General features: G+C 74.7%; 22 protein-coding genes and 1 riboswitch. Of the genes, 20 read left to right on the forward strand and 2 right to left on the reverse strand.

Annotation, left to right across the window (positions count from 1 at the left end; all coding sequences use genetic code 11):
• Positions 1 to 94: 94 nt before the first annotated feature.
• The 12 genes from pyrF to AC4MBH_RS22120 all read left to right on the forward strand — a co-directional run bounded on the left by pyrF (position 95) and on the right by AC4MBH_RS22120 (position 11116).
• On the forward strand, positions 95 to 916 hold the full coding sequence (gene pyrF / locus AC4MBH_RS22065) for an orotidine-5'-phosphate decarboxylase (RefSeq protein WP_491797562.1): 822 nt from the start codon (positions 95 to 97) through the stop codon (positions 914 to 916).
• A complete protein-coding gene (locus tag AC4MBH_RS22070; RefSeq protein ID WP_491797563.1) occupies positions 913 to 1383 on the forward strand; it encodes a hypothetical protein in 471 nt (156 codons plus the stop codon). The genes pyrF and AC4MBH_RS22070 overlap by 4 nt, the downstream gene beginning before the upstream one ends.
• 120 nt (positions 1384 to 1503) lie before the next feature.
• Positions 1504 to 1821, forward strand: coding sequence for an integration host factor, actinobacterial type (mihF, locus tag AC4MBH_RS22075; RefSeq protein WP_491797564.1), 318 nt, complete (start codon positions 1504 to 1506; stop codon positions 1819 to 1821).
• Between the two features lie 16 nt (positions 1822 to 1837).
• A complete protein-coding gene (gene gmk / locus AC4MBH_RS22080; RefSeq protein WP_491797615.1) occupies positions 1838 to 2380 on the forward strand; it encodes a guanylate kinase in 543 nt (180 codons plus the stop codon).
• Between the two features lie 42 nt (positions 2381 to 2422).
• Positions 2423 to 2749: a DNA-directed RNA polymerase subunit omega gene (gene rpoZ, locus AC4MBH_RS22085; RefSeq protein ID WP_491797565.1), complete on the forward strand. Its 327-nt coding sequence runs from the start codon at positions 2423 to 2425 to the stop codon at positions 2747 to 2749.
• Entirely contained in the window at positions 2715 to 4094 is a 1380-nt protein-coding gene (coaBC, locus tag AC4MBH_RS22090; protein ID WP_491797616.1) for a bifunctional phosphopantothenoylcysteine decarboxylase/phosphopantothenate--cysteine ligase CoaBC, read from the forward strand. The genes rpoZ and coaBC overlap by 35 nt, the downstream gene beginning before the upstream one ends.
• 72 nt (positions 4095 to 4166) lie before the next feature.
• Positions 4167 to 5369 carry a methionine adenosyltransferase gene (gene metK, locus AC4MBH_RS22095; RefSeq protein WP_491797566.1) on the forward strand — a complete coding sequence of 401 codons (1203 nt, stop codon included), beginning with the start codon at positions 4167 to 4169 and terminating at the stop codon, positions 5367 to 5369.
• 167 nt (positions 5370 to 5536) lie between these two features.
• Entirely contained in the window at positions 5537 to 7576 is a 2040-nt protein-coding gene (locus tag AC4MBH_RS22100) for a primosomal protein N' (RefSeq protein ID WP_491797567.1), read from the forward strand.
• 264 nt (positions 7577 to 7840) lie between these two features.
• Entirely contained in the window at positions 7841 to 8392 is a 552-nt protein-coding gene (def, locus tag AC4MBH_RS22105; RefSeq protein ID WP_491797568.1) for a peptide deformylase, read from the forward strand.
• Between the two features lie 9 nt (positions 8393 to 8401).
• Positions 8402 to 9334, forward strand: a complete 933-nt coding sequence (gene fmt, locus AC4MBH_RS22110) for a methionyl-tRNA formyltransferase (RefSeq protein WP_491797569.1) — start codon at positions 8402 to 8404, stop codon at positions 9332 to 9334.
• Complete coding sequence (locus AC4MBH_RS22115) at positions 9331 to 9771, forward strand: MmcQ/YjbR family DNA-binding protein (protein WP_491797570.1); 441 nt, start codon at positions 9331 to 9333, stop codon at positions 9769 to 9771. The genes fmt and AC4MBH_RS22115 overlap by 4 nt, the downstream gene beginning before the upstream one ends.
• Complete coding sequence (locus tag AC4MBH_RS22120; RefSeq protein ID WP_491797571.1) at positions 9764 to 11116, forward strand: RsmB/NOP family class I SAM-dependent RNA methyltransferase; 1353 nt, start codon at positions 9764 to 9766, stop codon at positions 11114 to 11116. Before AC4MBH_RS22115 ends, AC4MBH_RS22120 begins: the two co-directional genes overlap by 8 nt.
• A gap of 21 nt (positions 11117 to 11137) precedes the next feature.
• Here the strand turns inward: AC4MBH_RS22120 and AC4MBH_RS22125 are convergent, their stop codons facing one another.
• Entirely contained in the window at positions 11138 to 11860 is a 723-nt protein-coding gene (locus tag AC4MBH_RS22125; RefSeq protein WP_491797572.1) for an AAA family ATPase, read from the reverse strand.
• Between the two features lie 24 nt (positions 11861 to 11884).
• Between AC4MBH_RS22125 and ligD the strand changes: the two genes are divergently transcribed.
• The 8 genes from ligD (at position 11885) to AC4MBH_RS22165 (ending at position 19768) form a co-directional block, all read left to right on the forward strand.
• Positions 11885 to 12874 carry a non-homologous end-joining DNA ligase gene (ligD, locus tag AC4MBH_RS22130; RefSeq protein WP_491797573.1) on the forward strand — a complete coding sequence of 330 codons (990 nt, stop codon included), beginning with the start codon at positions 11885 to 11887 and terminating at the stop codon, positions 12872 to 12874.
• Positions 12871 to 13302 (forward strand): TY-Chap domain-containing protein, encoded by a 432-nt coding sequence (locus AC4MBH_RS22135; RefSeq protein WP_491797574.1) that lies wholly within the window; start codon positions 12871 to 12873, stop codon positions 13300 to 13302. Before ligD ends, AC4MBH_RS22135 begins: the two co-directional genes overlap by 4 nt.
• Positions 13302 to 14291, forward strand: a complete 990-nt coding sequence (locus AC4MBH_RS22140) for a UPF0158 family protein (RefSeq protein ID WP_491797575.1) — start codon at positions 13302 to 13304, stop codon at positions 14289 to 14291. Before AC4MBH_RS22135 ends, AC4MBH_RS22140 begins: the two co-directional genes overlap by 1 nt.
• A gap of 70 nt (positions 14292 to 14361) precedes the next feature.
• On the forward strand, positions 14362 to 15015 hold the full coding sequence (gene rpe, locus AC4MBH_RS22145; protein ID WP_491797617.1) for a ribulose-phosphate 3-epimerase: 654 nt from the start codon (positions 14362 to 14364) through the stop codon (positions 15013 to 15015).
• Positions 15012 to 15461 carry a maleylpyruvate isomerase N-terminal domain-containing protein gene (locus AC4MBH_RS22150; RefSeq protein WP_491797576.1) on the forward strand — a complete coding sequence of 150 codons (450 nt, stop codon included), beginning with the start codon at positions 15012 to 15014 and terminating at the stop codon, positions 15459 to 15461. The genes rpe and AC4MBH_RS22150 overlap by 4 nt, the downstream gene beginning before the upstream one ends.
• Before the next feature lie 39 nt (positions 15462 to 15500).
• A complete protein-coding gene (locus AC4MBH_RS22155; RefSeq protein ID WP_491797577.1) occupies positions 15501 to 16931 on the forward strand; it encodes a 3' terminal RNA ribose 2'-O-methyltransferase Hen1 in 1431 nt (476 codons plus the stop codon).
• Complete coding sequence (locus tag AC4MBH_RS22160) at positions 16924 to 19470, forward strand: polynucleotide kinase-phosphatase (RefSeq protein WP_491797578.1); 2547 nt, start codon at positions 16924 to 16926, stop codon at positions 19468 to 19470. Before AC4MBH_RS22155 ends, AC4MBH_RS22160 begins: the two co-directional genes overlap by 8 nt.
• Positions 19471 to 19552: 82 nt before the next feature.
• Entirely contained in the window at positions 19553 to 19768 is a 216-nt protein-coding gene (locus tag AC4MBH_RS22165; RefSeq protein WP_491797579.1) for a hypothetical protein, read from the forward strand.
• Here the strand turns inward: AC4MBH_RS22165 and AC4MBH_RS22170 are convergent.
• Positions 19717 to 20700, reverse strand: coding sequence for a sialidase family protein (locus AC4MBH_RS22170; protein ID WP_491797580.1), 984 nt, complete (start codon positions 20698 to 20700; stop codon positions 19717 to 19719). The two genes, AC4MBH_RS22165 and AC4MBH_RS22170, sit on opposite strands and share 52 nt — an antisense overlap.
• A gap of 108 nt (positions 20701 to 20808) precedes the next feature.
• Positions 20809 to 20938: riboswitch (FMN riboswitch) on the forward strand.
• The last annotated feature ends 81 nt before the right edge of the window (positions 20939 to 21019 follow it).

Raw genomic sequence — 21019 nt, forward strand, 5'->3', positions numbered from 1 at the left:
GTCTCCAGACGCCGGTCGCGAGCTCCTCCGTCGCTCGGGCGACTCCTCGACCTCCCCGCGTGACCCGCCCCCTCGCGGGCTCGGGGGTGACGCGATGACGTTCGGTGCCCGGTTCCACGCCGCGCTGGCCGAGCGCGGCCCGTTCTGCGTGGGCATCGACCCGCACGCCGCCCTGCTCCACGCCTGGGGCCTCGACGACGACGTCGCCGGGCTCGAGCGGTTCGCGCTGTCGGTGGTCGAGGCGGTGGCGCCGCTGTGCTCGATGGTCAAGCCGCAGTCGGCGTTCTACGAGCGCTTCGGCTCCCGCGGTGTCGCGGTCCTCGAGCGCGTCGTCGCCGAGTCCCGGGCCGCCGGCGCGCTGGTGCTGCTCGACGTCAAGCGCGGTGACATCGGCTCCACCTCCCAGGCCTACGCCGACGCCTACCTCGACCCCGCCGGCCCGTTCGGCGCCGACGCGATCACCGTGAGCCCCTACCTCGGGCTCGGCTCGCTCGACCCCTTCGTCGACACCGCCCGCAGGCACGACGCCGGGCTGTTCGTGCTCGCGCTGACGTCCAACAAGGAGGGTCCCGAGGTGCAGCACGCCCGCACCGAGACCGGCGAGCGGGTGGCCGACCGGGTGCTCGACCACCTGCGCCACCTCAACACCGACGCCGAGCCGCTCGGCTCCTTCGGTGCCGTCGTGGGGGCGACGATCGGCGAGACCGGTGCCGACTTCTCCTTCAACGGCCCGGTCCTCGCGCCCGGCTACGGCGCCCAGGGCGGCACCGCCGCCGATGTCGCCCGGATCTTCGGCGCCGCCGCGGCCCACGTCGCACCCAGCTCGTCGCGCGAGGTGCTCGGCGCCGGGCCCGACCACGCCGCGATGCGCGACGCCGTACGACGCGCCAACGACGAGCTGCGGACCCCCGCGTGAGGCGGGGGCTCGCCCCGGCGCTGCTGGGCCTGCTCGTCCTCGCGCCCGTCCTCACGGCCTGCGGTGACGACGACGACCCGTTCGCGTCCTACTGCGCCGTGGTCGAGGAGGAGCAGGACGAGCTGGCCCGCATCCTCGACGAGGCCTCCGGCTCCTCGGGCCTGCTGCCCGGCCTGCCGATCTTCGAGAGGCTGGAGGAGGCGTCGCCCGACGACATCGCCGACGACTGGTCGGTGGTCGTCGGGCGCCTCTCGGGCCTCGCCGACGCGCTCGAGGAGGCCGGCGTCGACCCGACGTCGTACGACGCCTCCGACCCGCCCGACGGCGTGACGCCCGAGGAGCAGGAATCGATCTCCCTCGCGGCCGGCGGGGTCGCCACCGAGCACGTCAGCGAGGCGCTGGGCAACGTCCAGCAGCAGGCCCGCGACGTGTGCAAGACCGACCTGGCGCAGCTGAACGCACCGTGACGCCCGGGTGACCACCACCGCACGTCCGGCCACGTTGCCGCCCCCGGAGGGTCCTCGCTACTGTGACCCGCGAGCGGCCTCCCTCCGCCGTCGAAACCCCCGTCAGAAGGACCGTCGCACGTGGCACTGCCCCCGCTGACCCCCGAACAGCGCCAGGCCGCGCTCGACAAGGCCGCGGCCTCGCGCCGCGAACGCGCCGAGGTCAAGAACCGGCTCAAGAACTCCGGGGCGTCCATCGTCGACGTGGTCGCGGAGGGTCAGACCAACGAGGTCATCGGCAAGATGCGGGTCGTCGACCTGCTCCAGTCGATGCCCGGCCTCGGCAAGGTCCGCGCCCGTCAGGTGATGGAGCGCCTCGGCATCGCCGAGTCGCGGCGCGTGCGGGGTCTCGGCACCAAGCAGATCGCGGCGATCGAGCGGGAGTTCGCACCCGAGTGACGCCCCAGTGACGAGGCTGGTCGTGCTGGCCGGACCCACGGCGGTCGGCAAGGGCACGGTGGCCGCGACGGTCCGCGAGCGGCACCCCGACGTGTGGATCTCGGTCTCGGCGACGACCCGCCGTCCGCGGCCCGGCGAGGTCGACGGCGTGCACTACCACTTCGTCGACGACGCCCAGTTCGACCGGCTCGTCGACCAGGGTGAGCTGCTCGAGTGGGCCGTGGTGCACCGGTCGGCCCGCTACGGCACGCCGCGGGGCCCCGTGGTGGAGTCCCTGGCGGCCGGGCGGCCCTCGCTGCTGGAGATCGACCTGCAGGGCGCGCGCCAGGTGCGCGAGACGATGCCGGAGGCGTTGTTCGTCTTCCTCAAGCCCCCGTCGTGGGACGAGCTGGTGCGGCGGCTGGTCGGCCGGGGGACCGAGACGCAGGAGCAGCGCGAGCGCCGACTGGCCACCGCGGAGGTGGAGCTGGCCGCCGAGGCGGAGTTCGACGTCACCGTGGTCAACCGGGAAGTTCATCAGGCAGCCGACGAGTTGGTAGCCTTGATGAAGCTCGGTTGATCCATCCTTCCGAGTCCCCGAACATCTCAGTGAGGCTCACGCGTGTCTGCGCCCAACATCCAAGCCGTCGGCGTCACCAACCCGTCCATCGACGACCTGCTGACCAAGACCGACAGCAAGTACAAGCTGGTGCTCTACAGCGCCAAGCGTGCCCGTCAGATCAACGCCTACTACTCCCAGCTCGGTGAGGGCCTGCTCGAGTACGTCGGCCCCCTCGTCGACACCCACGTGCAGGAGAAGCCCCTCTCGATCGCGCTCCGCGAGATCAACGAGGACAAGCTGACCTGCGAGGACATCGACCCCGCCGAGCTCGCCGCCGAGGAGGCCGCCGCCGCTGCGGCCGCCGCCGACGCCGGCTCGTCCGAGTAGCCACTCCCTGACCAGCACGCCCGACCGCGAGGCCGCGACCCCCACGGGGTCGCGGCCAGTCACCCCACCACCTTCTCCGTCTCCCCCGCTTCGCTCCTCCGACGAACAAGGCGGTGGGGGCCCCGAAAAACCACGCGTCGTCCTCGGCGTCGGCGGTGGCATCGCGGCGTACAAGGCCTGCGAGCTGCTCCGCCGGCTGACCGAGTCCGGTCACGACGTCACCGTCGTCCCCACCGACGCGGCGCTGGAGTTCGTCGGCGCGCCCACCTGGGCGGCGCTTTCGGGCAAGCCGGTGGCCACCGACGTGTGGACCGACGTGCACCAGGTGCCCCACGTACGCATCGGCCAGGGCGCCGACCTCGTGGTCGTCGCCCCCGCCACCGCCAACCTGGTGGCCAAGGCCGCGCACGGGTTGGCCGACGACCTGCTGACCAACACGTTGCTCACCGCCCGCTGTCCCGTCGTGCTCGCCCCGGCGATGCACACCGAGATGTGGGAGAACGCCGCCACCCGCGCCAACGTCGCCACGCTGCGCGAGCGGGGGGTGCTCGTCGTCGAGCCCGCCGAGGGTCGCCTCACCGGCGCCGACACCGGCAAGGGCCGGCTGCCCGACCCGGCCGAGCTGTTCGAGGTCTGCGCCGAGGTGCTGGCTCGCGGCACCCCGGCGGCGTCCCACGACCTGGCCGGCCGGCACGTCGTCGTCTCCGCCGGCGGCACCCGCGAGCCGCTCGACCCGGTGCGCTACCTCGGCAACCGCTCCTCGGGCCGCCAGGGCTACGCGCTGGCCCGCGCGGCCGCCGTCCGGGGCGCCTCGGTGACGCTCGTCGCCGCCAACGTCGAGCTGCCCGACCCGGCCGGTGTGAAGGTCGTGCGCGTCGGCAGCACCGCCGAGCTGCGCGAGGCGGTGGTCGCCGCCGCTGCGGGGGCCGACGCCGTCGTGATGGCCGCCGCGCCAGCAGACTTCCGCCCCACCGACGTCAGCGGCGCCAAGATCAAGAAGGCCTCCGACGGGTCGGCGCCGACGATCTCGCTGGTGCAGAACGCCGACGTCCTGCACGAGATCTCCACCCACCGGTCCCGGCCCGACGCGGTGATCGTGGGTTTCGCCGCCGAGACCGGCGACGAGACCGGGTCGGTCCTCGAGCTGGCCCGTGCCAAGCTCGCCCGCAAGGGCTGCGACCTGCTCGTCGTCAACGACGTCAGCGGGGGAGCGGTCTTCGGGAGCACCGACAACGAGGCCGTCGTCCTGGGCGCCGACGGTGCTGCGCGCGAGGTGCCGCACGGCACCAAGTCGGCGTTGGCGCACGTCATCTGGGACGAGGTCGCGCGTCGATTCGCACCGTGAGACGCCCGTCTTGCATCCTGGTCCTTCTCTAGTCTTCTCCTGCTGTTTCCACGAACGAGAGCGAGCACTGCCGTGGCCGGACGTCTTTTCACCTCGGAGTCCGTGACCGAGGGTCACCCCGACAAGATCGCTGACCGGATCAGCGACACCGTGCTCGACTACCTCATGGAGCACGACACCGACAAGGAGAACCTCCGCGTCGCCGTCGAGACGCTCCTGACCACCGGTCTGGTCGTCGTCGCGGGCGAGGTGCGCACCAACGCCTACGCCCCGGTCGCCGACCTGGTGCGCGCCGCCGTGCTCGACATCGGCTACGACTCCTCCGAGAAGGGCTTCGACGGTGCCTCGTGCGGCGTCCAGGTCGCCATCGGTGCGCAGTCCAGCGACATCGCCCAGGGCGTCGACCAGGGCATCGAGGCCCGGGTCGGCTCGTCCGAGGACGAGCTCGACGCGCGCGGCGCCGGCGACCAGGGCCTGATGTTCGGCTACGCCTGCGACGACACCGACGTGCTGATGCCGCTGCCGATCGTGATCGCCCAGCGGCTGGCCGAGAAGCTCACCGAGGTGCGCAAGAGCGGCACCATGCCCAACCTGCGCCCCGACGGCAAGACCCAGGTCACCATCGAGTACGACGAGGACGACCGCCCGGTGCGCATCGACACCGTCGTGCTGTCGACCCAGCACTCCGAGGACACCGACCTCACCAAGCTCGAGGCCGAGATCCAGCAGAACGTCATCGACCCGGTCCTGGCGACGTTCGACCTGCCGTCCGAGGGCTACCGCCTGCTGGTCAACCCCACCGGCCGCTTCGTCACCGGCGGCCCGATGGGCGACGCCGGCCTCACCGGCCGCAAGATCATCGTCGACACCTACGGCGGCATGGCCCGTCACGGCGGCGGCGCCTTCTCCGGCAAGGACCCGTCGAAGGTCGACCGCTCCGCCGCCTACGCGATGCGCTGGGTCGCCAAGACCGTCGTCGCCGCCGGCCTCGCCCGCCGCTGCGAGGTCCAGGTCGCCTACGCGATCGGCAAGGCCCACCCGGTCGGCGTCTTCGTCCAGACCTTCGGCACCGGCGTCGTCCCCGACGAGAAGATCCAGGAGGCCGTGCTCTCGGTCTTCGACCTCCGCCCCGCCGCCATCCTGCGCGACCTCGACCTGCTCCGCCCGATCTACGCCAAGACCTCGGCGTACGGTCACTTCGGCCGCGAGCTGCCCGAGTTCACCTGGGAGACCACCGACCGCGCCGACGCCCTCAAGGCCGCCGCCGGCGTCTGACCGGCACCTCTTCCTGTGGACCCCGGTCCGGCCGTGCTGCGGCTGGGTCGGGGTCTCGGGCGTCCGGGCGGGACTTCACCGGTTCACCGGTGAGATCTCGCCGCAGCGCGGGCACCCACCCCCACACCCCAGCCCCACCGTCCGACCCCGCTGGTAGACAGACGGCCATGAGCGACCGACCCGTGGAGGAGCAGCCCGAGCTGCTGCCCGGGCTGGTGCGCGCGACGGTCAAGCAGGCCCAGGCCAAGGCGCGGGAGACCCGGGCCCGCAAGGCCGCGGAGGCCGAGATCGCCGAGACCGCGCCGGTGGCGCGGGTGCTGGTCGACGTCGCGCTGGCCCACCTCGACCGCACCTTCGACTACGCCGTCCCGGCCACGATGGCCGAGGCCGCGGTGCCGGGGGCGCGGGTCAAGGTGCGGTTCGCCGGCCACGACGTCGACGGGTTCGTGCTCGAGCGCACCGACGCCTCCGACCACCCCGGCCGGCTCACGCCGCTGCGGCGGGTCGTCAGCCCCGAGCCGGTGCTGACGCCGGAGGTGGCCGGCCTGGCCGCCGACGTCGCCGAGCGCTACGCCGGCGTCCGCTCCGACGTGCTGCGGCTCGCGGTCCCGCCCCGGCACGCGACCACCGAGAAGCAGCCGTCACCCGAGCTGGCGGGCGAGCCCGGCACGCCCCCGCCGGCCGGGTGGTCGGACTACGAGCTGGGTGAGGCGTTCCTGACCCACCTCGCCGACGGCGGTCGGCCCCGCGCGGTCTGGGCGGTCACCCCCGGTGACGACTGGCCGGCGCTGGTGGCCGAGGCGGCGGCGACCACGCTGGCCGGCGGCCGCGGCACCCTCGTGTGCGTGCCCGACGGCAAGGACGCCGCCCGCGTCGACGCCGCGCTCACCGCGGCGCTCGGCGAGGGGCACCACGTCGTGCTCGCCGCCGACGCCGGACCGGCCGTGCGCTACCGCAACTTCCTCGCCGTGCGCCGGGGTGCCCGGCGGGTCGTGGTCGGCACCCGCGCCGCCGCCTTCGCGCCGGTGCGCGACCTCGGGCTGGTCGTGTGCTGGGACGACGGCGACGACCTGCACGCCGAGCCCCGCGCGCCCTACCCGCACGTGCGGGAGGTGCTCCTGCTGCGCTCGGAGCGCGAGGGCGCGGCCGCCCTGGTCGGCGGGTTCGCCCGCAGCGTCGAGGGGGCCTACCTGACCCGTGCCGGCTGGGCGCACGAGCTCGCCGCGCCGCGCGAGCGGCTGCGTGCCGCGGTCTCGGTGGGGGTGGCCGGCGCGTCCGACGTCGACCGGAGCCGCGACCCCCACGGCACCGCCGCGCGCATCCCGCGCCAGGTCCACGACCTCGTCAAGCGCGCCCTGGCCGAGGGACCCGTCCTGGTGCAGACGCCCCGGGCCGGCTACGCCCTGGCCCTGGCCTGCGAGCGCTGCCGCACACCGGCCCGGTGCGGCGCCTGCGCCGGGCCGCTGACGCTGACCTCGCCCACGACGCCCCCGGTGTGCCGCTGGTGCGCGACCCCCGCGGTCGGCTGGACGTGCCGCGAGTGCGGTGCCGCGGGCCTGCGGGCGCCGGTGCTCGGCGAGGCGCGCACCGCCGAGGAGCTCGGCCGCGCCTTCCCCAGCACCGTCGTCCGCACCTCCGCCGCCGAGCACGTGCTGGCCGAGGTGCCCTCCTCGTCGGCGATCGTGGTGGCCACCCCGGGTGCCGAACCGGTCGCGGCCGGCGGCTACGCGGCCGTCGTCCTGCTCGACACCTGGTTGCTGCTCGCCCGCGACGACCTCCGCGCCGCCGAGGAGGCGCTGCGGCGCTGGAGCAACGCTGTCGGGCTGGTGCGCCACGGCGGCCGGGCGCTCGCCGTCGGCGACCCCGCCCACCCGGCGCTGCAGGCACTGGTGCGGTGGGACCAGCCCGGGTTCGCCCGCCGCGAGGCGGTCGAGCGCCGCGAGGCCCGACTGCCGCCCACGACCCGGCTCGCCACGGTGACCGGCGACCCCGGCGCGGTCGACGACGCCCTCACGCTGCTGGCGCCGCCGCCCCACGTCGAGGTCCTCGGCCCCGTCCCGGCCGGCCCCGACGAGGAGCGGCTCGTGCTGCGCACCCCCCGGGCCCAGGGCGCCGACCTCTCCCACGCCCTCCGCGACCTGCAGCGCATCCGGTCCAGCCGCAAGCTCGACCCCGTCCGGGTCCGGGTCGACCCCGTCGTGCTCTGACCCCCCGGTCCGATCGTCTGGTCGTCTGGTCGTGCGGGTGCCGCCGGATGTGTCGTTTCCGCGCGATCGCACGGCAACGACAGGCCGAGAGGGTCCAGATCTGCCGTTCCCGTTCGATCGCGCGGCAACGGCAACCCCACGTCGCCTCCCGCACCGCCACCCGGGGAGCCCACGGTCACGCCGCACACCGGCCGATAGAGTGGGACCCCGTCCTACGACGCACGCGTCCGCCGCCCGGCGGACCGCCCCCAGCAGAGGAGTCCCGTGGCGATCCAGCCGATCCGCCTCTTCGGAGACCCGGTGCTCCGGCGACCCGCGATCGAGGTGGTCGACTTCGACAAGGAGCTCCGCACACTGGTCGCCGACCTGACCGACACGATGCTCGAGGCGCCCGGTGCCGGGCTCGCGGCGCCGCAGGTCGGGGTCGGGCTGCGGGTGTTCACCTGGCACGTCGACGGCGAGCTCGGACACCTCGTCAACCCCGACCTCAGCCTGTCCGAGGAGCTGCAGGAAGGCCCCGAGGGGTGCCTGTCGCTCCCCGGCCTCAGCTACGACTGCAAGCGGGCGCTCTCGGTCGTGGCGCGCGGTTGGAACATGTACGGCGAGCCCGTCGTCGTCGAGGGCACCGAGCTGCTGGCGCGCGCGATCCAGCACGAGACCGACCACCTCGACGGCGTGCTCTTCCTCGACCGGCTCGACACCGACGCCCGCAAGGCGGCGATGCGCGAGATCCGAGAGTCCGAGTGGTTCGGTCTCGGCACCGCGCCGCCGACCGTCAAGATCAGCCCGCACCCCACCCGCGGGCTCGGGGTCTAGGAGCTCCTGGTGCGAGTCGTCTTCGCCGGCACCCCCGAGGTCGCCGTCCCGTCCCTCGACGCGATCGCCGCGTCCGCCCACGAGCTGGTCGGCGTGGTGACCCGTCCCGACGCCCCCGCCGGTCGTGGCCGCCGGCTCGTCGCGAGCCCGGTCGCCCAGCGTGCCGAGGAGCTCGGTGTGCCGGTGCTCAAGCCCGACCACCCGCGCGACCCCGACTTCCAGGAGGCGCTCCGCGCCCTCGCCCCCGACTGCTGCCCGGTGGTGGCCTACGGCGCCCTGCTGCCGCAGTCGGCCCTCGACATCCCGCCGCTCGGCTGGGTCAACCTGCACTTCTCCTGCCTGCCGGCGTGGCGTGGCGCGGCTCCGGTGCAGCACGCCGTGTGGGCCGGCGACGAGGTCACCGGCGCCACGACGTTCCGGATCGTCAAGGCGATGGACGCCGGGCCGACGTTCGGCGTGATGACCGAGCGCGTCCGGCCCACCGACACCGCCGGCGACCTGCTCGCCCGCCTCGCCGAGGGCGGCGCCGGGCTGCTGGTCAGCACCCTCGACCACCTCGCGACCGGCACGATCGAGGCCCGCGAGCAGCCCGACGACGGCGTCAGCCTGGCACCCAAGATCACCGTCGAGGACGCCGAGGTCGACTGGTCCGAGCCCGCCGTGGCCGTCGACCGGCGGGTCCGTGCCTGCACCCCCGCTCCCGGCGCCTGGACGACCCACGACGGCGAGCGGCTCAAGCTCGGCCCCGTGACGCCCACCGACGAGACCGGCCCGGCCGCGGGCGTGCTCGAGGTCCGCAAGCAGGAGGTCCTGGTCGGCACCGGCACCACCGCGGTCCGGCTCGGCGACGTCAAGCCGTTCGGGAAGAAGCAGATGGCCGCGGCCGACTGGGCCCGCGGCGCACGCCTGGAGTCCGGCACCGTGCTGGGCGGCGGCGCGTGAGTCCTCGCGCCCGCCGGGCCCGGCCCGCCGACATCGACGAGATCTGCGCCGCGCTGCCCGAGACCGAGCTCGGCACCTCCTGGGGCGACGTCCCCACGTGGAAGGTGCCCACCGGCGAGAAGGGCCGCGGCTTCGTGCTCTACCGCGCCCCGCACAAGTCGGCCGTCGACCCCGCCACGGGCGAGATGTACGACGACCTCGTGGTGGTCGTGACCCCCACCGCGGTCGAGAAGGAGGCGCTCGTGGCCGACGAGGCCACGCCGTTCTTCACCATCGACCACTTCAAGGGCTACGCCGCCGTGCTGGTGCAGCAGTCGCGCCTGGGCGAGATCACCCGCGACGAGCTCGCCGAGGTCATCACCGACGCCTGGGCCACCCGCGCCCCCAAGAAGCTCGTCCGCGCCTACCTCGGGGACGGCGAGCGGTCGAGTGGCTGACCGGCGCCGGGGCGGCCCCGTCGACGTGCCGCGCCGGGCGGCCTGGGAGGTGCTCAAGGCGGTCCGCGTCGACGACGCCTACGCCAACCTGGTGCTGCCCGCCGTCACGGCGCACTTCGACCTCGACACCCGCGACGCGGCGTTCACCACCGAGCTGGCCTCGGGCACCCTGCGCTGGCGGGGCCTGTACGACGCGGTGCTGGCCGCCTGCATCGACCGCCCGCTCGGCAAGGTCGAGGCCAAGGTCCTCGACGCGCTGCGGCTCGGCGTCCACCAGCTGCTCGCGATGCGGGTGCCCACCCACGCCGCGATCAGCACCACCGTCGACCTGGTGCGCGCCGTCACGAGCAACCAGGGCGCCGGCGGGTTCGCCAACGCGGTGCTGCGCAAGGTGGCCGCCCGCGACCTCGACGGCTGGGTCGCCGAGGTCGCGCCGGTCGGCTCGCCCCGCCACGCCGAGGTGGCGTTCAGCCACCCCGCCTGGATCGTCGACGAGCTGCGCCGCGCCGTCGGCGACGACGAGGTGCTCGACCTGCTGCGCGCCGACAACGAACCCCCGCGGGTCACCCTGGTCGCCCGCCCCGGACGGGCCACCCGCGACGAGCTGCCGGGCGAGCCCACGCCGTACTCGCCCTACGGCACGGTGCTCGAGGGCGGTCGCCCCGGCGCTGTCCCCGCCGTGGTCGAGGGCCGCGCGGGCGTGCAGGACGAGGGGTCGCAGCTGGTCGCCCTCGCGCTCGCACGCGCCGAGGTCTCCGGCGACGACCGGCGTTGGCTCGACCTGTGCGCGGGCCCGGGCGGCAAGGCGGCGCTGCTGGCCGCGCTGGCCGCGGAGCGCGACGCGACCCTGCTCGCGGTCGAGCGGGCCCCGCACCGCGCCGGGCTCGTCACCCGGGCCCTGGCCGGGTCACCCGGGGTGGCCGGCGTGCTCGTCGCCGACGGCACCCGGGCGCCGCTGCGCCCGGCCTCCTACGACCGGGTGCTGGTCGACGCCCCGTGCACCGGGCTCGGCGCCCTGCGCCGCCGGCCCGAGGCGCGCTGGCGCCGCCGTCCCGCAGACCTGCTCGACCTCGTGCTCCTGCAGCGCGCCCTGCTGGGCAGCGCCCTCGACCTGGTGCGGCCCGGGGGCGTCGTGGTCTACGCGACCTGCTCGCCGGTGCTGGCCGAGACCTCCGGCGTGGTCGGCAGCGTGCTGCAGGGCCGGGACGACGTCGTCCTCGACGACGCCGCGGCGCTGCTGCCCGAGGTGCCCGACCGCGCCGGGCGCCTGCCCGGCACCGTGCAGCTGTGGCCGCACCGGCACGGCACCGACGCGATGTTCGTCGCGCTGCTGCGCCGCACCTGACGCACCTGACGCACCCGGGCCTCAGTCGAGCACGTGCCGCAGGTATCGGCCCGGTGCGTCGAGGAACGCCTTCCAGTTCTGGACCAGGTCGAGGTCCTCCCACGACGCCGGCCGGTAGCCCCAGTCGCCGACCTCGAGGACGGTCGCGCCCGGCAGCGAGGCCAGCACGGGGGAGTGGGTGGCGCACAGCACCTGCGCGCCCGCGGTCGCCAGGTCGTGCAGCGCGCCCATCAGCGCGAGGGTCGAGGAGAACGACAGCGCCGCCTCCGGCTCGTCGAGGCAGTAGAACGCCGGGCCGTCGAACTTGGCGGTCAGCACCGCGAGGAACGACTCGCCGTGGCTCATCGCGTGGTACGCCGGGTCGCGCGGGCCGCCGTGGTCGTCCATGTAGGTGTACCAGCCGTGCATCGTCTCGGCGCGCAGGAAGAACCCCCAGCGCGACGCGCCGAGACCGCGGCGCAGCCGCACCGCCGACGCCAGCGGCGACTCCGTCGGCCGGGTCGCGTGCCGGGTGTTGGTCGTGCCGCCCTCCGGGGCGAGGCCGTAGGCCATCGCGACCGCCTCCACCAGCGTCGACTTGCCGGAGCCGTTCTCGCCCACCAGGAACGTCACCCCGGCGGGCAGGTCGAGCCCCTCGCGCGCCAGCTGGGCCACCGCCGGGATGGTCATCGGCCAGGCGCGCGGGTCGACGTCCTCCGACGTCCCGACCTCGACGCGCACGACGGGAGGCTGGTCGAAGTCCACGGGGATGAGACTAGGTTGGGGGTCGTGGCGTCGAAGTCCCCGTCGATCGAGGTCGAGGTCGACGACCGCGTGGTCCGGGTGAGCAACCCCGACCGCGTCTACTTCCCGGAGTCCGGGGCGACCAAGCGCGACCTCGTCGACTACTACCTCGCCGTCGGCCCCGGCATCGTCAACGCGCTCTTCGAGCGGCCGTGCATGCTGCACCGCTACCCCAAGGGCCTGGCCGGCGAGAAGGTGCACCAGAAGCGGCTGCCGCCCGGCGCCCCCGGCTGGGTCGAGACGGTGCGGCTGCACTTCCCGCGCTGGAACCGCACCGCCGACGAGCTCTGCGTCACCGAGCTCGGCGCGGTGATCTGGGCCGTGCAGATGTCGACGGTCGAGTTCCACCCCTGGAACAGCCGCCGCGCCGACCCCGAGCAGCCCGACGAGTGGCGCATCGACCTCGACCCGGGTCCGCTCTCCGACTACGCCCAGGTACGCCGGGTGGCCGCCGTCGCCCACGAGGTGCTCGACGAGCTCGGCGCCGTCGGCTTCCCCAAGACCAGCGGCGGCAAGGGACTCCACGTCTACGTGCGCATCCGGCCCGACCACGGGCACAAGGTCGTGCGCCGGGCGGCCCTCGCCTTCGCCCGCGAGGTCGAGCGTCGCGCTCCCGACGACGTCACCACCACCTGGTGGCGCAAGGACCGCGACCCCCACCACCTCTTCGTCGACTACAACCAGAACGCCCGCGACCACACGATCGCCGCGGCGTACTCGGTGCGCGGGGTGCCCGACGCCCGGGTCAGCGCCCCGGTGCGGTGGGAGGAGATCGACGACGCCGACCCGCGCGACTTCACCATCGCCACGATGCCCGCGCGGTTCGCCGAGATCGGCGACCTGCACGCCGACATCGACGACCCCGCCACGACGTTCGACATCGCGCCGCTGCTCGAGTGGGCCGACCGCGACGAGGCCGAGGGCGCCGAGACGCCCGAGGAGCCCGAAGGGCCGGAGGGGGGCGACGACGGGTGAAGGGCACCTGGGACGACCTCGACCGCCGGTTGACCGGCGCCATCCTGGCCCTCGACCTCGACGACGGGCTGGTCATCCGGGAGAAGGCACCCGCGTCCGCCGGCCGCGGCTGGTTCGGGTCGCGCAGGACCGCGGCCGCCCCGCGGCGCTACGTGCAGGTCACCGCCGCGCCGCGCGTGCTGATCGCCGAGTGCGTCGGGTCGACGTCGTTCGGCGGGCAGTGGGAGATGACGCCCGAGACCGAGGCGGCGCTGCTGGCGCAGGGCTGGGAGAGGCCGTGGTCACCCGACTACCGCACCTTCACCCGCGAGGCGCCGCTGACCGGTGCCAACCTGGTCGCGCTCGCGACCGTGCGCGCGCTGCGGGTGCTGGGGTGCGAGATGGAGGACCTGGAGGTCGAGCTGGTGCACGAGGAGGCGGAGGACTGATGGCCAGGTTGTCGGTCGACCAGGTCGACCTGGAGACGCTCGGAGAGCTCGTCGACTCGCGCGACTGGGAGGCCGGCTACCTCGACCCGACCTCCGGCGAGCTCATCCAGTGCTCCGACGGCGAGATCTACGACGAGAACGGCGACTCGACCGACCCGGAGGCCCACTGGCTCCCGGTCGGCGGCGGCTCCAGCAACGACGCCTACGTCGACATGGAGCACTTCGCCCGCTCGCTGGCCGACCGACGGCTCGCCGACCGGCTCGAGCGCGCCCTCGAGGGCAGCGGCCCGTTCCGGCGGTTCCGCGACGTGCTGTACCACGAGGCCGACGAGACCACCGGACGGGCGTGGACGGCCTACCAGCGAGCGCGGTCCAAGGTGCGGGCGCTCGACTGGCTGGAGGAGCAGTCCGCCGTCGACGCCGACGAGCTGTCCTCGGCGCGCGCGACGGCCGAGGCCGCCGCCGGCGCCGCGCTGCGCGAGGTCGGGGTGCCGACGTCCGGAGCCCGGCTGGTGCTGCTCAACGGGATGCCGGGGGCAGGCAAGTCGACGCTGGCCGAGCGCTACCGCGCCGACCACCCCGGCGTGCTGGTCGTCGAGGTCGACGTGCTGCGCACCTGGATCGGCGGCAACCCGGCCGACCACGGCGAGAGCGCCGAGCTGCTCGCCCACGCGCTGGTGCGCGCCCACCTCGAGTCCGGCCACGACGTCGTCCTGCCCCAGCTGGTCGTCAGCCTCGACCGGGTCGTCGAGCTCGAGCGGGCCGTCGCCGAGTGCGGGGCCGAGCTGGTCGAGGTGGTCCTGCACGGCGGCACCGTCGACTCCCGCGTCCCCGACGCGGCCGTCGACCACCTCGTCGAGTACGCCCACGGCCTCGCCGACGTCGTCGCCCGCCGCCCCGGCACCCACCGCCTCGCCACCCGCCACGGCGACGTCGAGTCGGCCTACCGCGCCCTGGCCGACCTGCTCGACCCCGACCTGCCGGCGTAGACGGCCCGTCGTGTCCCGGCCGCGGCCGGCCGTCGTCGAGACCCTCACTAGGCTGCGCGACGTGGCGCACGTGCAGATCACCCCCAGCATCCTCAACGCCGACTTCGCAGCGCTCGGCGCCGAGGTCGCTCGGATCGGCAGTGCCGACTGGGTGCACGTCGACGTGATGGACAACCACTTCGTGCCCAACCTGACGTTCGGGCCGACGATGGTCGAGGCGCTCGCACGGAGCACCTCGATCCCGCTCGACGCCCACCTGATGATCGCCGACGTCGACCGGCACGCGCCGGCGTACGTCGAGGCCGGCTGCGGCTCGGTGACCTTCCACGTCGAGGCCGCGCAGGCACCGGTGCGGCTGGCCCGGGAGATCCGCGCCGGCGGTGCCCGCGCCAGCATGGCGCTCAAGCCGGCCACGCCGATCGAGCCGTACGCCGACCTGCTGCCCGAGCTCGACATGCTGCTGCTGATGACCGTCGAGCCCGGCTTCGGCGGGCAGAAGTTCCTCGACCTGGTGCTGCCCAAGATCCGCCGCGCCCGCGAGCTGGTGGAGCGGCACGGCGTCGAGACCTGGATCCAGGTCGACGGCGGGGTCTCCCTCGAGACCATCGGGCGCTGTGCGGAGGCCGGGGCCGACGTGTTCGTCGCCGGGAGCGCGGTCTACTCCGCCGAGGACCCCGACCGGATGGTGGCCGAGCTGCGCGCCGCCGCCGAGGCGGCCCGGTGACGGCGTACACCCGGGGCGCCGAGCTGTTCCGCGCCGCGACGGCCGACCTGACGCCGGGCGACCTCGGCCTGCCGGTGCCGTCGTGCCCCGGGTGGACGGTCTCCGACGTCCTCACCCACGTCGCCGACAACCACGCCGCCGTGCTGACCGCGCACGGCGTCGAGTCCGACGCCGCCGACCTGCTCGCGGTCTACGAGGAGCACCTGCTCAAGCACCCCCGCGCGATCCTCGACGCGGTCGAGCTCACGCTGCACGCCTGGGACGTCGCCCGCGCCCGCGGCATGCGCGCCGACCTCGACGACGTGACCCTCGACTTCCTCGCCGCCGTCGCCCAGGACGCCGGCGAGCAGCTCTACGTCGACGGCGAGTTCAGCCTGTTCCTGGTCGCCCCCGACGCCGACCGGCAGCAGCGGATCCTCGCGCTCTACGGCCGCGACGGCCGTTAACCGGGCGACCCGACGCGCCCGCGCGGGCACACTGTGCCGGTGCTCCTGACCATCTCGACGACCGCGCCCCCGGGACCCGACGGCCCCGACGCCACCGACCTCGGCTACCTGCTGCACAAGCACCCCGGCCGTGCGCAGACGTTCCCGCAGTCGTTCGGCACGGTCACCGTCGTCTACCCCGAGGCGACGCCGGAGCGCTGCACCGCCGCGCTCCTGCTCGAGGTCGACGCCGTCCGGCTGGCGCGCACGCGCGGCCGGGACAGTCCCGACTTCAGCCTGGCGCAGTACGTCAACGACCGGCCCTACGCCGCCTCGTCGCTGCTCGCCGTCGCCCTCGCCGACGTCTTCTCCACCGCCCGCTCGGGGCGCTGCGCCGCGCGCCAGGAGCTCGCCGACGCGCCGATGCCCCTCACCGTCCACCTGCCGGTGCTGCCGTGCCGCGGCGGGCCGGCGGTCGCCGAGCGCTTCTTCGGCCCGCTCGGGTGGGCCGTCGAGGCGACCCCGATCGCGCTCGACCCGGGCTTCCCCGAGTGGGGCGAGTCGCGCTACGTCTCCCTCACGCTCACCGGCCAGGTCCGGCTCGCCGACGCGCTCAGCCAGCTGCACGTCCTGCTGCCGGTGCTCGACGAGTCCAAGCACTACTGGCAGGGCCCCGACGAGGTCGACAAGCTGCTGCGCTCCGGCGGCGAGTGGCTGCAGGCCCACCCCGACCGCGAGCTCGTCGTCCGTCGCTACCTCGGGCGTCGTACGGCGCTCACGCGCGCCGCGCTGTCGCGCCTGGCCGAGCTCGACGACGTCGCCGACGAGGTGCTCGAGCCGGAGTCGGCCCCCGAGGCCCCGCAGTCGGCCACCGAGCCCCCCGAGCCGGCCCGGGTGCCGCTGCACGCCCAGCGGCACGCGGCGGTGCTGCAGGCGCTGGCCGACGTCGGCGCCGAGACCGTCATCGACCTCGGCTGCGGCGGCGGCGCGCTGCTCAAGGCACTGGTCGCCGACCACCGGTTCGTCCGCATCGCCGGCACCGACGTGTCCGCCCGCGCGCTGCAGCAGGCCGCCCGCGCGGTGCGGCTGGCCAAGATGAGCGAGCGCCAGGCCGAGCGGATCAGCCTGTTCCAGGGCGCCCTGACCTACGAGGACCCCCGCTTCGCCGGCTACGACGCCGCGGTGCTGATGGAGGTCGTCGAGCACGTCGACCCGCCGCGGCTGCCGGCGCTGGAGCGGGTGGTGTTCGGCGCCGCCGCGCCCGCGACCGTCGTGGTGACCACACCCAACGTCGAGTACAACGCGCTCTACGAGGGACTCACCGGCCACCGCCACACCGACCACCGGTTCGAGTGGACCCGCGCCGAGTTCGCCGCGTGGTGCGACCGCGTCTGCGCGGCGCACGGCTACACCGTCGAGCACCGCGGGGTCGGCGACGCCGACACCGAGCGCGGTACGCCGACCCAGCTGGCGGTGTTCCGCCGTGGCTGAGACCTCCCGCGAGTCCTCCCACGAGGCCACTCGCCGCATCGCCGTGCCCGAGATGGGGCTCGTGCTGCTCGTCGGCGTCTCCGGCAGCGGCAAGTCCACCTTCGCGGCCCGGCACTTCCTGCCGACCCAGGTGATCTCCAGCGACGCCTGCCGCGGGCTGGTCGCCGACGACGAGAACGACCAGGCGGCGACGCCCGACGCGTTCGACGTGCTGCACTACATCGTCGGGACCCGGCTGCGGCGCGGGCTGCTCACCGTCGTCGACGCCACCAACGTCCAGCGCGATGCCCGGGCCTCGCTGGTCGCCCTCGCCCGCGACCACGACGTGCTCGTCGACGCGATCGTGCTCGACGTGCCCGAGCGCGTCGCGGTCGAGCGCAACGCGTCGCGGCCCGACCGCACCTTCGGCTCCCACGTGGTCACCCGGCAGCGCCGCGACCTGCAGCGCTCGCTCAAGAGCCTGCGCAAGGAGCGGTTCCGCCGCGTGCACGTGCTCCGCGGCGTCGAGGAGGTCGAGTCGGTCGCCGTCGGCCGCGAGCGGTCCTGGAACGACCGTCGCGACCTCACCGGCCCGTTCGACGTCGTCGGCGACGTCCACGGCTGCGCCTCCGAGCTGCGCACGCTCCTGACCGACCTCGGCTACGTCGTCGCGCCCGACGGCGCCGGCGCCCACCACCCCGACGGCCGCACCGCCGTCTTCGTCGGCGACCTCGTCGACCGCGGACCCGACACCCCCGGCGTCCTGCGCCTGGTGATGGGGATGGTCGAGGCCGGCGACGCGCTCTGCGTCAGCGGCAACCACGAGGCCAAGCTGGTCCGCGCCCTCAAGGGCGCCGCCGTGCAGGTCACCCACGGGCTGGGGGAGTCGCTGGCACAGCTCGAGGCCGAGACCGACGACTTCCGCGCCCGTGCGCTCGCCTTCATGGACGGTCTGGTCAGCCACTACGTCCTCGACGACGGACGCCTGGTCGTCGCCCACGCCGGGCTCAAGGAGGCCTACCACGGCCGCGCGTCCGGCCGGGTCCGCTCGTTCGCGCTGTACGGCGACACCACCGGCGAGACCGACGAGTTCGGCCTGCCGGTGCGCTACCCGTGGGCGCGGGAGTACCGCGGCAGCGCGGCGGTCGTCTACGGCCACACGCCCGTCCCGACCGCCGAGTGGGTCAACGGCACCATCTGCCTCGACACCGGCGTCGTCTTCGGTGGGCGGCTCACCGCGCTGCGCTACCCGGAGCGGGAGCTGGTCGACGTCCCGGCCGAGCAGCAGTGGTACGAGCCGGTCCGCCCCCTCGGCGCACCCGACCCCGGTGAGCGCGAGCCGACCGCGCTGCACGTCGACGACGTCACCGGCACCCGCTGGCTCGAGAGCCCGCGCGCCGGCAAGGTCAAGGTGGCCGAGGAGAACGCCGCCGCCGCGCTGGAGGTGATGAGCCGGTTCGCCGTCGACCCCCGGTGGCTGGTCTACCTGCCGCCGACCATGTCGCCGGCGCCCACCTCCTCGCTCGACGGCTACCTCGAGCACCCGGAGCAGGCGTTCGCGGCCTACGCCGACGCGGGGGTGACCCACGTCGTGTGCGAGGAGAAGCACATGGGCTCGCGCGCCATCGCCGTCGTCTGCCGCGACGCCGAGGTCGCGGCCGCCCGCTTCGGGATCGCCGACGGCACCTCCGGCGCGGTCTACACCCGCACCGGCCGGCCCTTCTTCGCCGACCGGGCGGTCCACGACGACCTCGTGGCCCGGGTGCGCGGGGCCGTCGCGCCGCTGCTCGACGAGCTCGACTCCGACTGGGTCGCGGTCGACGCCGAGCTGCTGCCGTGGTCGGCCAAGGCGCTCGGGCTGATCCGCGACCAGTACGCCGCCGTCGGCGCCGCCGCCCGGACCGCGCTCCCGGCCGCCGCCGACGTGCTCGCGGCGGCGTCCGCCCGCGGCATCGAGGTGGGCGACCTCGCCGCTCGCACCGACCGCCGGCTCGATCAGGCGCGGGCCTTCCGCGACGCCTACGCCGCCTACTGCGCTCCCGACACCGGCCTCGACGGCGTGCGCCTCGCACCGTTCCAGGTGCTGGCGGCCGAGGGCGAGAGCCTGGCGCTCACCCGGCCGCACCCGTGGCACCTGGAGGTGCTGGGCCGCCTCGACGACCCGTTCCTGGTGCCCACCCGCCACGTCGCCGTCGACCTGTCCTCACCGGCGGACCGCGAGGCCGCCACCCGGTGGTGGCTCGACCTGACCGGCAGCGGGGGAGAGGGCATGGTCGTCAAGCCGGCCGCCGTGCCCGCCGACGGCAGCCGTGTGCAGCCGGGTCTGAAGGTCCGCGGCCGGGAGTACCTGCGGATCATCTACGGCCCCGACTACACCGACGCCCTCGACGTCCTGCGCCAGCGGCACCTCGGCAGGAAGCAGGCCCTGGCCCACCGCGAGCACGGTCTCGGCGTCGACGCCCTCGACGCGTTCGTGCGCCGCGAGCCGCTGTGGCGCGTGCACCAGCTCGTGTTCGCGGTGCTCGCGCTCGAGTCCGAGCCGGTCGACCCGCGCCTGTGACGACCCGCCGTCTCGAGAGCCAATAATCACTAATCCACTCTAGATACTTGATCTGAGCGACTCCGAGCACGACACTGCTCCCATGTCGATCACGGCCCGCCTGGTGGCGGACCCCTGGCTGCGCGGGTGCGCGCTCGCCGGCGCCGCGATGCTGGCCGTCGGAGCGATCGTCGACCTGCCCTGGCTGCTGTGGTGGGGCTGGGCCTACGTCGCCGGTCTCTCGGCGTGGCAGGTCCTGGACGACGGTCAGCGCAGCCGCACCTCGCGGAAGACCCGGGCACCGTCGGAGGACGCGTAGACCCGCTCCCTCCGGCCGTCGTCCGCGTGCACCACGACGACGGCGTCGGGCTCGGTGCTGGCGTCCAGCGACTCGACGGGGCCGTACGACGCGCTCGCGGGCAGTGGCGGGACGAACCGCGGCTCGAACGGGCGGAACGACGTCCAGTCGTCGCCCTCGCTGACCCACAACCCGTGCCACCGCGGCGCCGGCCGGTGGCCGCGGTCGTCGCTGAACTCGGTCAGGGCGGCGACGAGCCGACCGTCGGCGAGCACCACGTGGCCGGAGGAGAAGGCGATCGCGCCGTCGAACCGCGGCAGCTCGTACGTCGCCCACGTGGCACCCCCGTCGGTCGACCGGGCCACCCGCTGGAACGGGAACAGGGTCGCGCCGTCGCCACCTCCGACGAGGGCGAACGTGCCCTCGCGCAGCGACGGGACGGGCTCGACCAGCAGCGGCTCGAGCGGGACCCGGCGCTCCTCCCAGCCGACCCCGTCGTCCGCGGTCCACAGGGCGCGGTGCGGCTGGTGCCCGGCGCAGAGCGTGACGCCGCCGTGGACGCCCGAGCACGACGCCGGGCTCGGGGCGCCCCGGGGCGGTGCGGGCCACAGCACCCGGTGGACGTCACGGACCCGAGCCACCTCGTGGGTCGCGGTCGCGAAGCCGTCGTCGCTCCGGGCGACGACGTACCGCCGTCCGTGGTCGCGCACCTCCCACACCGCGGCGACCTCCAGGGTGCGGCCGCGCCGCGCCACGGCGGCGCCGTGCAGGCGCGCGTCGTCGCGCGCCGCCAGCTCGGCCGGTCCCGCCGAGCCGACCGAGCCGACCGAGCCGTCAGGGTCAGCGGTCGCCGTCGTCGTCGGCGGAGGCGGAGGTGGAGCGGGAGGGTGCGCCGGTCCCGAGCAGCCCGCGACGAGCAGGAACGACACCAGGGCCAGGCAGGTGGGCTTCACGAGGGTGGGACGTCGGGGACGCCACGAAGTTGTCCCGGCACGTGACACGATCCACAGCCGCTCCCGGCGGCTGCTGTGGCAAACTCGGACCGACGAGTGAACTAGTGCTCGCGTGCTCTGGGGTCGGTGCAATTCCGAGCCGGCGGTGACAGTCCGCGACCCGCTCACAGCCAGTGAGCGGTTGACCAGGTGGAAATCCTGGACCGACGGTGAAAGTCCGGATGGGAAGCGCACGCAGGTGGTTCGCCGACGTCCCCGGTGCCCGGGAGCCGTCTGCGACCGTCGTCCCCGGAGTCCGTGAGTGCGACCGGACCGGAGG

It is taken from the genome of Nocardioides sp. WJ219 (assembly GCF_058559815.1).

Coding starts and splice junctions, on each gene's coding strand:
- pyrF (WP_491797562.1), top strand. CDS start 95: ATGACGTTCGGTGCCCGGTTCCACGCCGCGCTGGCCGAGCGCGGCCCG.
- AC4MBH_RS22100 (WP_491797567.1), top strand. CDS start 5,537: ATGAGCGACCGACCCGTGGAGGAGCAGCCCGAGCTGCTGCCCGGGCTG.
- AC4MBH_RS22140 (WP_491797575.1), top strand. CDS start 13,302: ATGGCCAGGTTGTCGGTCGACCAGGTCGACCTGGAGACGCTCGGAGAG.
- AC4MBH_RS22165 (WP_491797579.1), top strand. CDS start 19,553: ATGTCGATCACGGCCCGCCTGGTGGCGGACCCCTGGCTGCGCGGGTGC.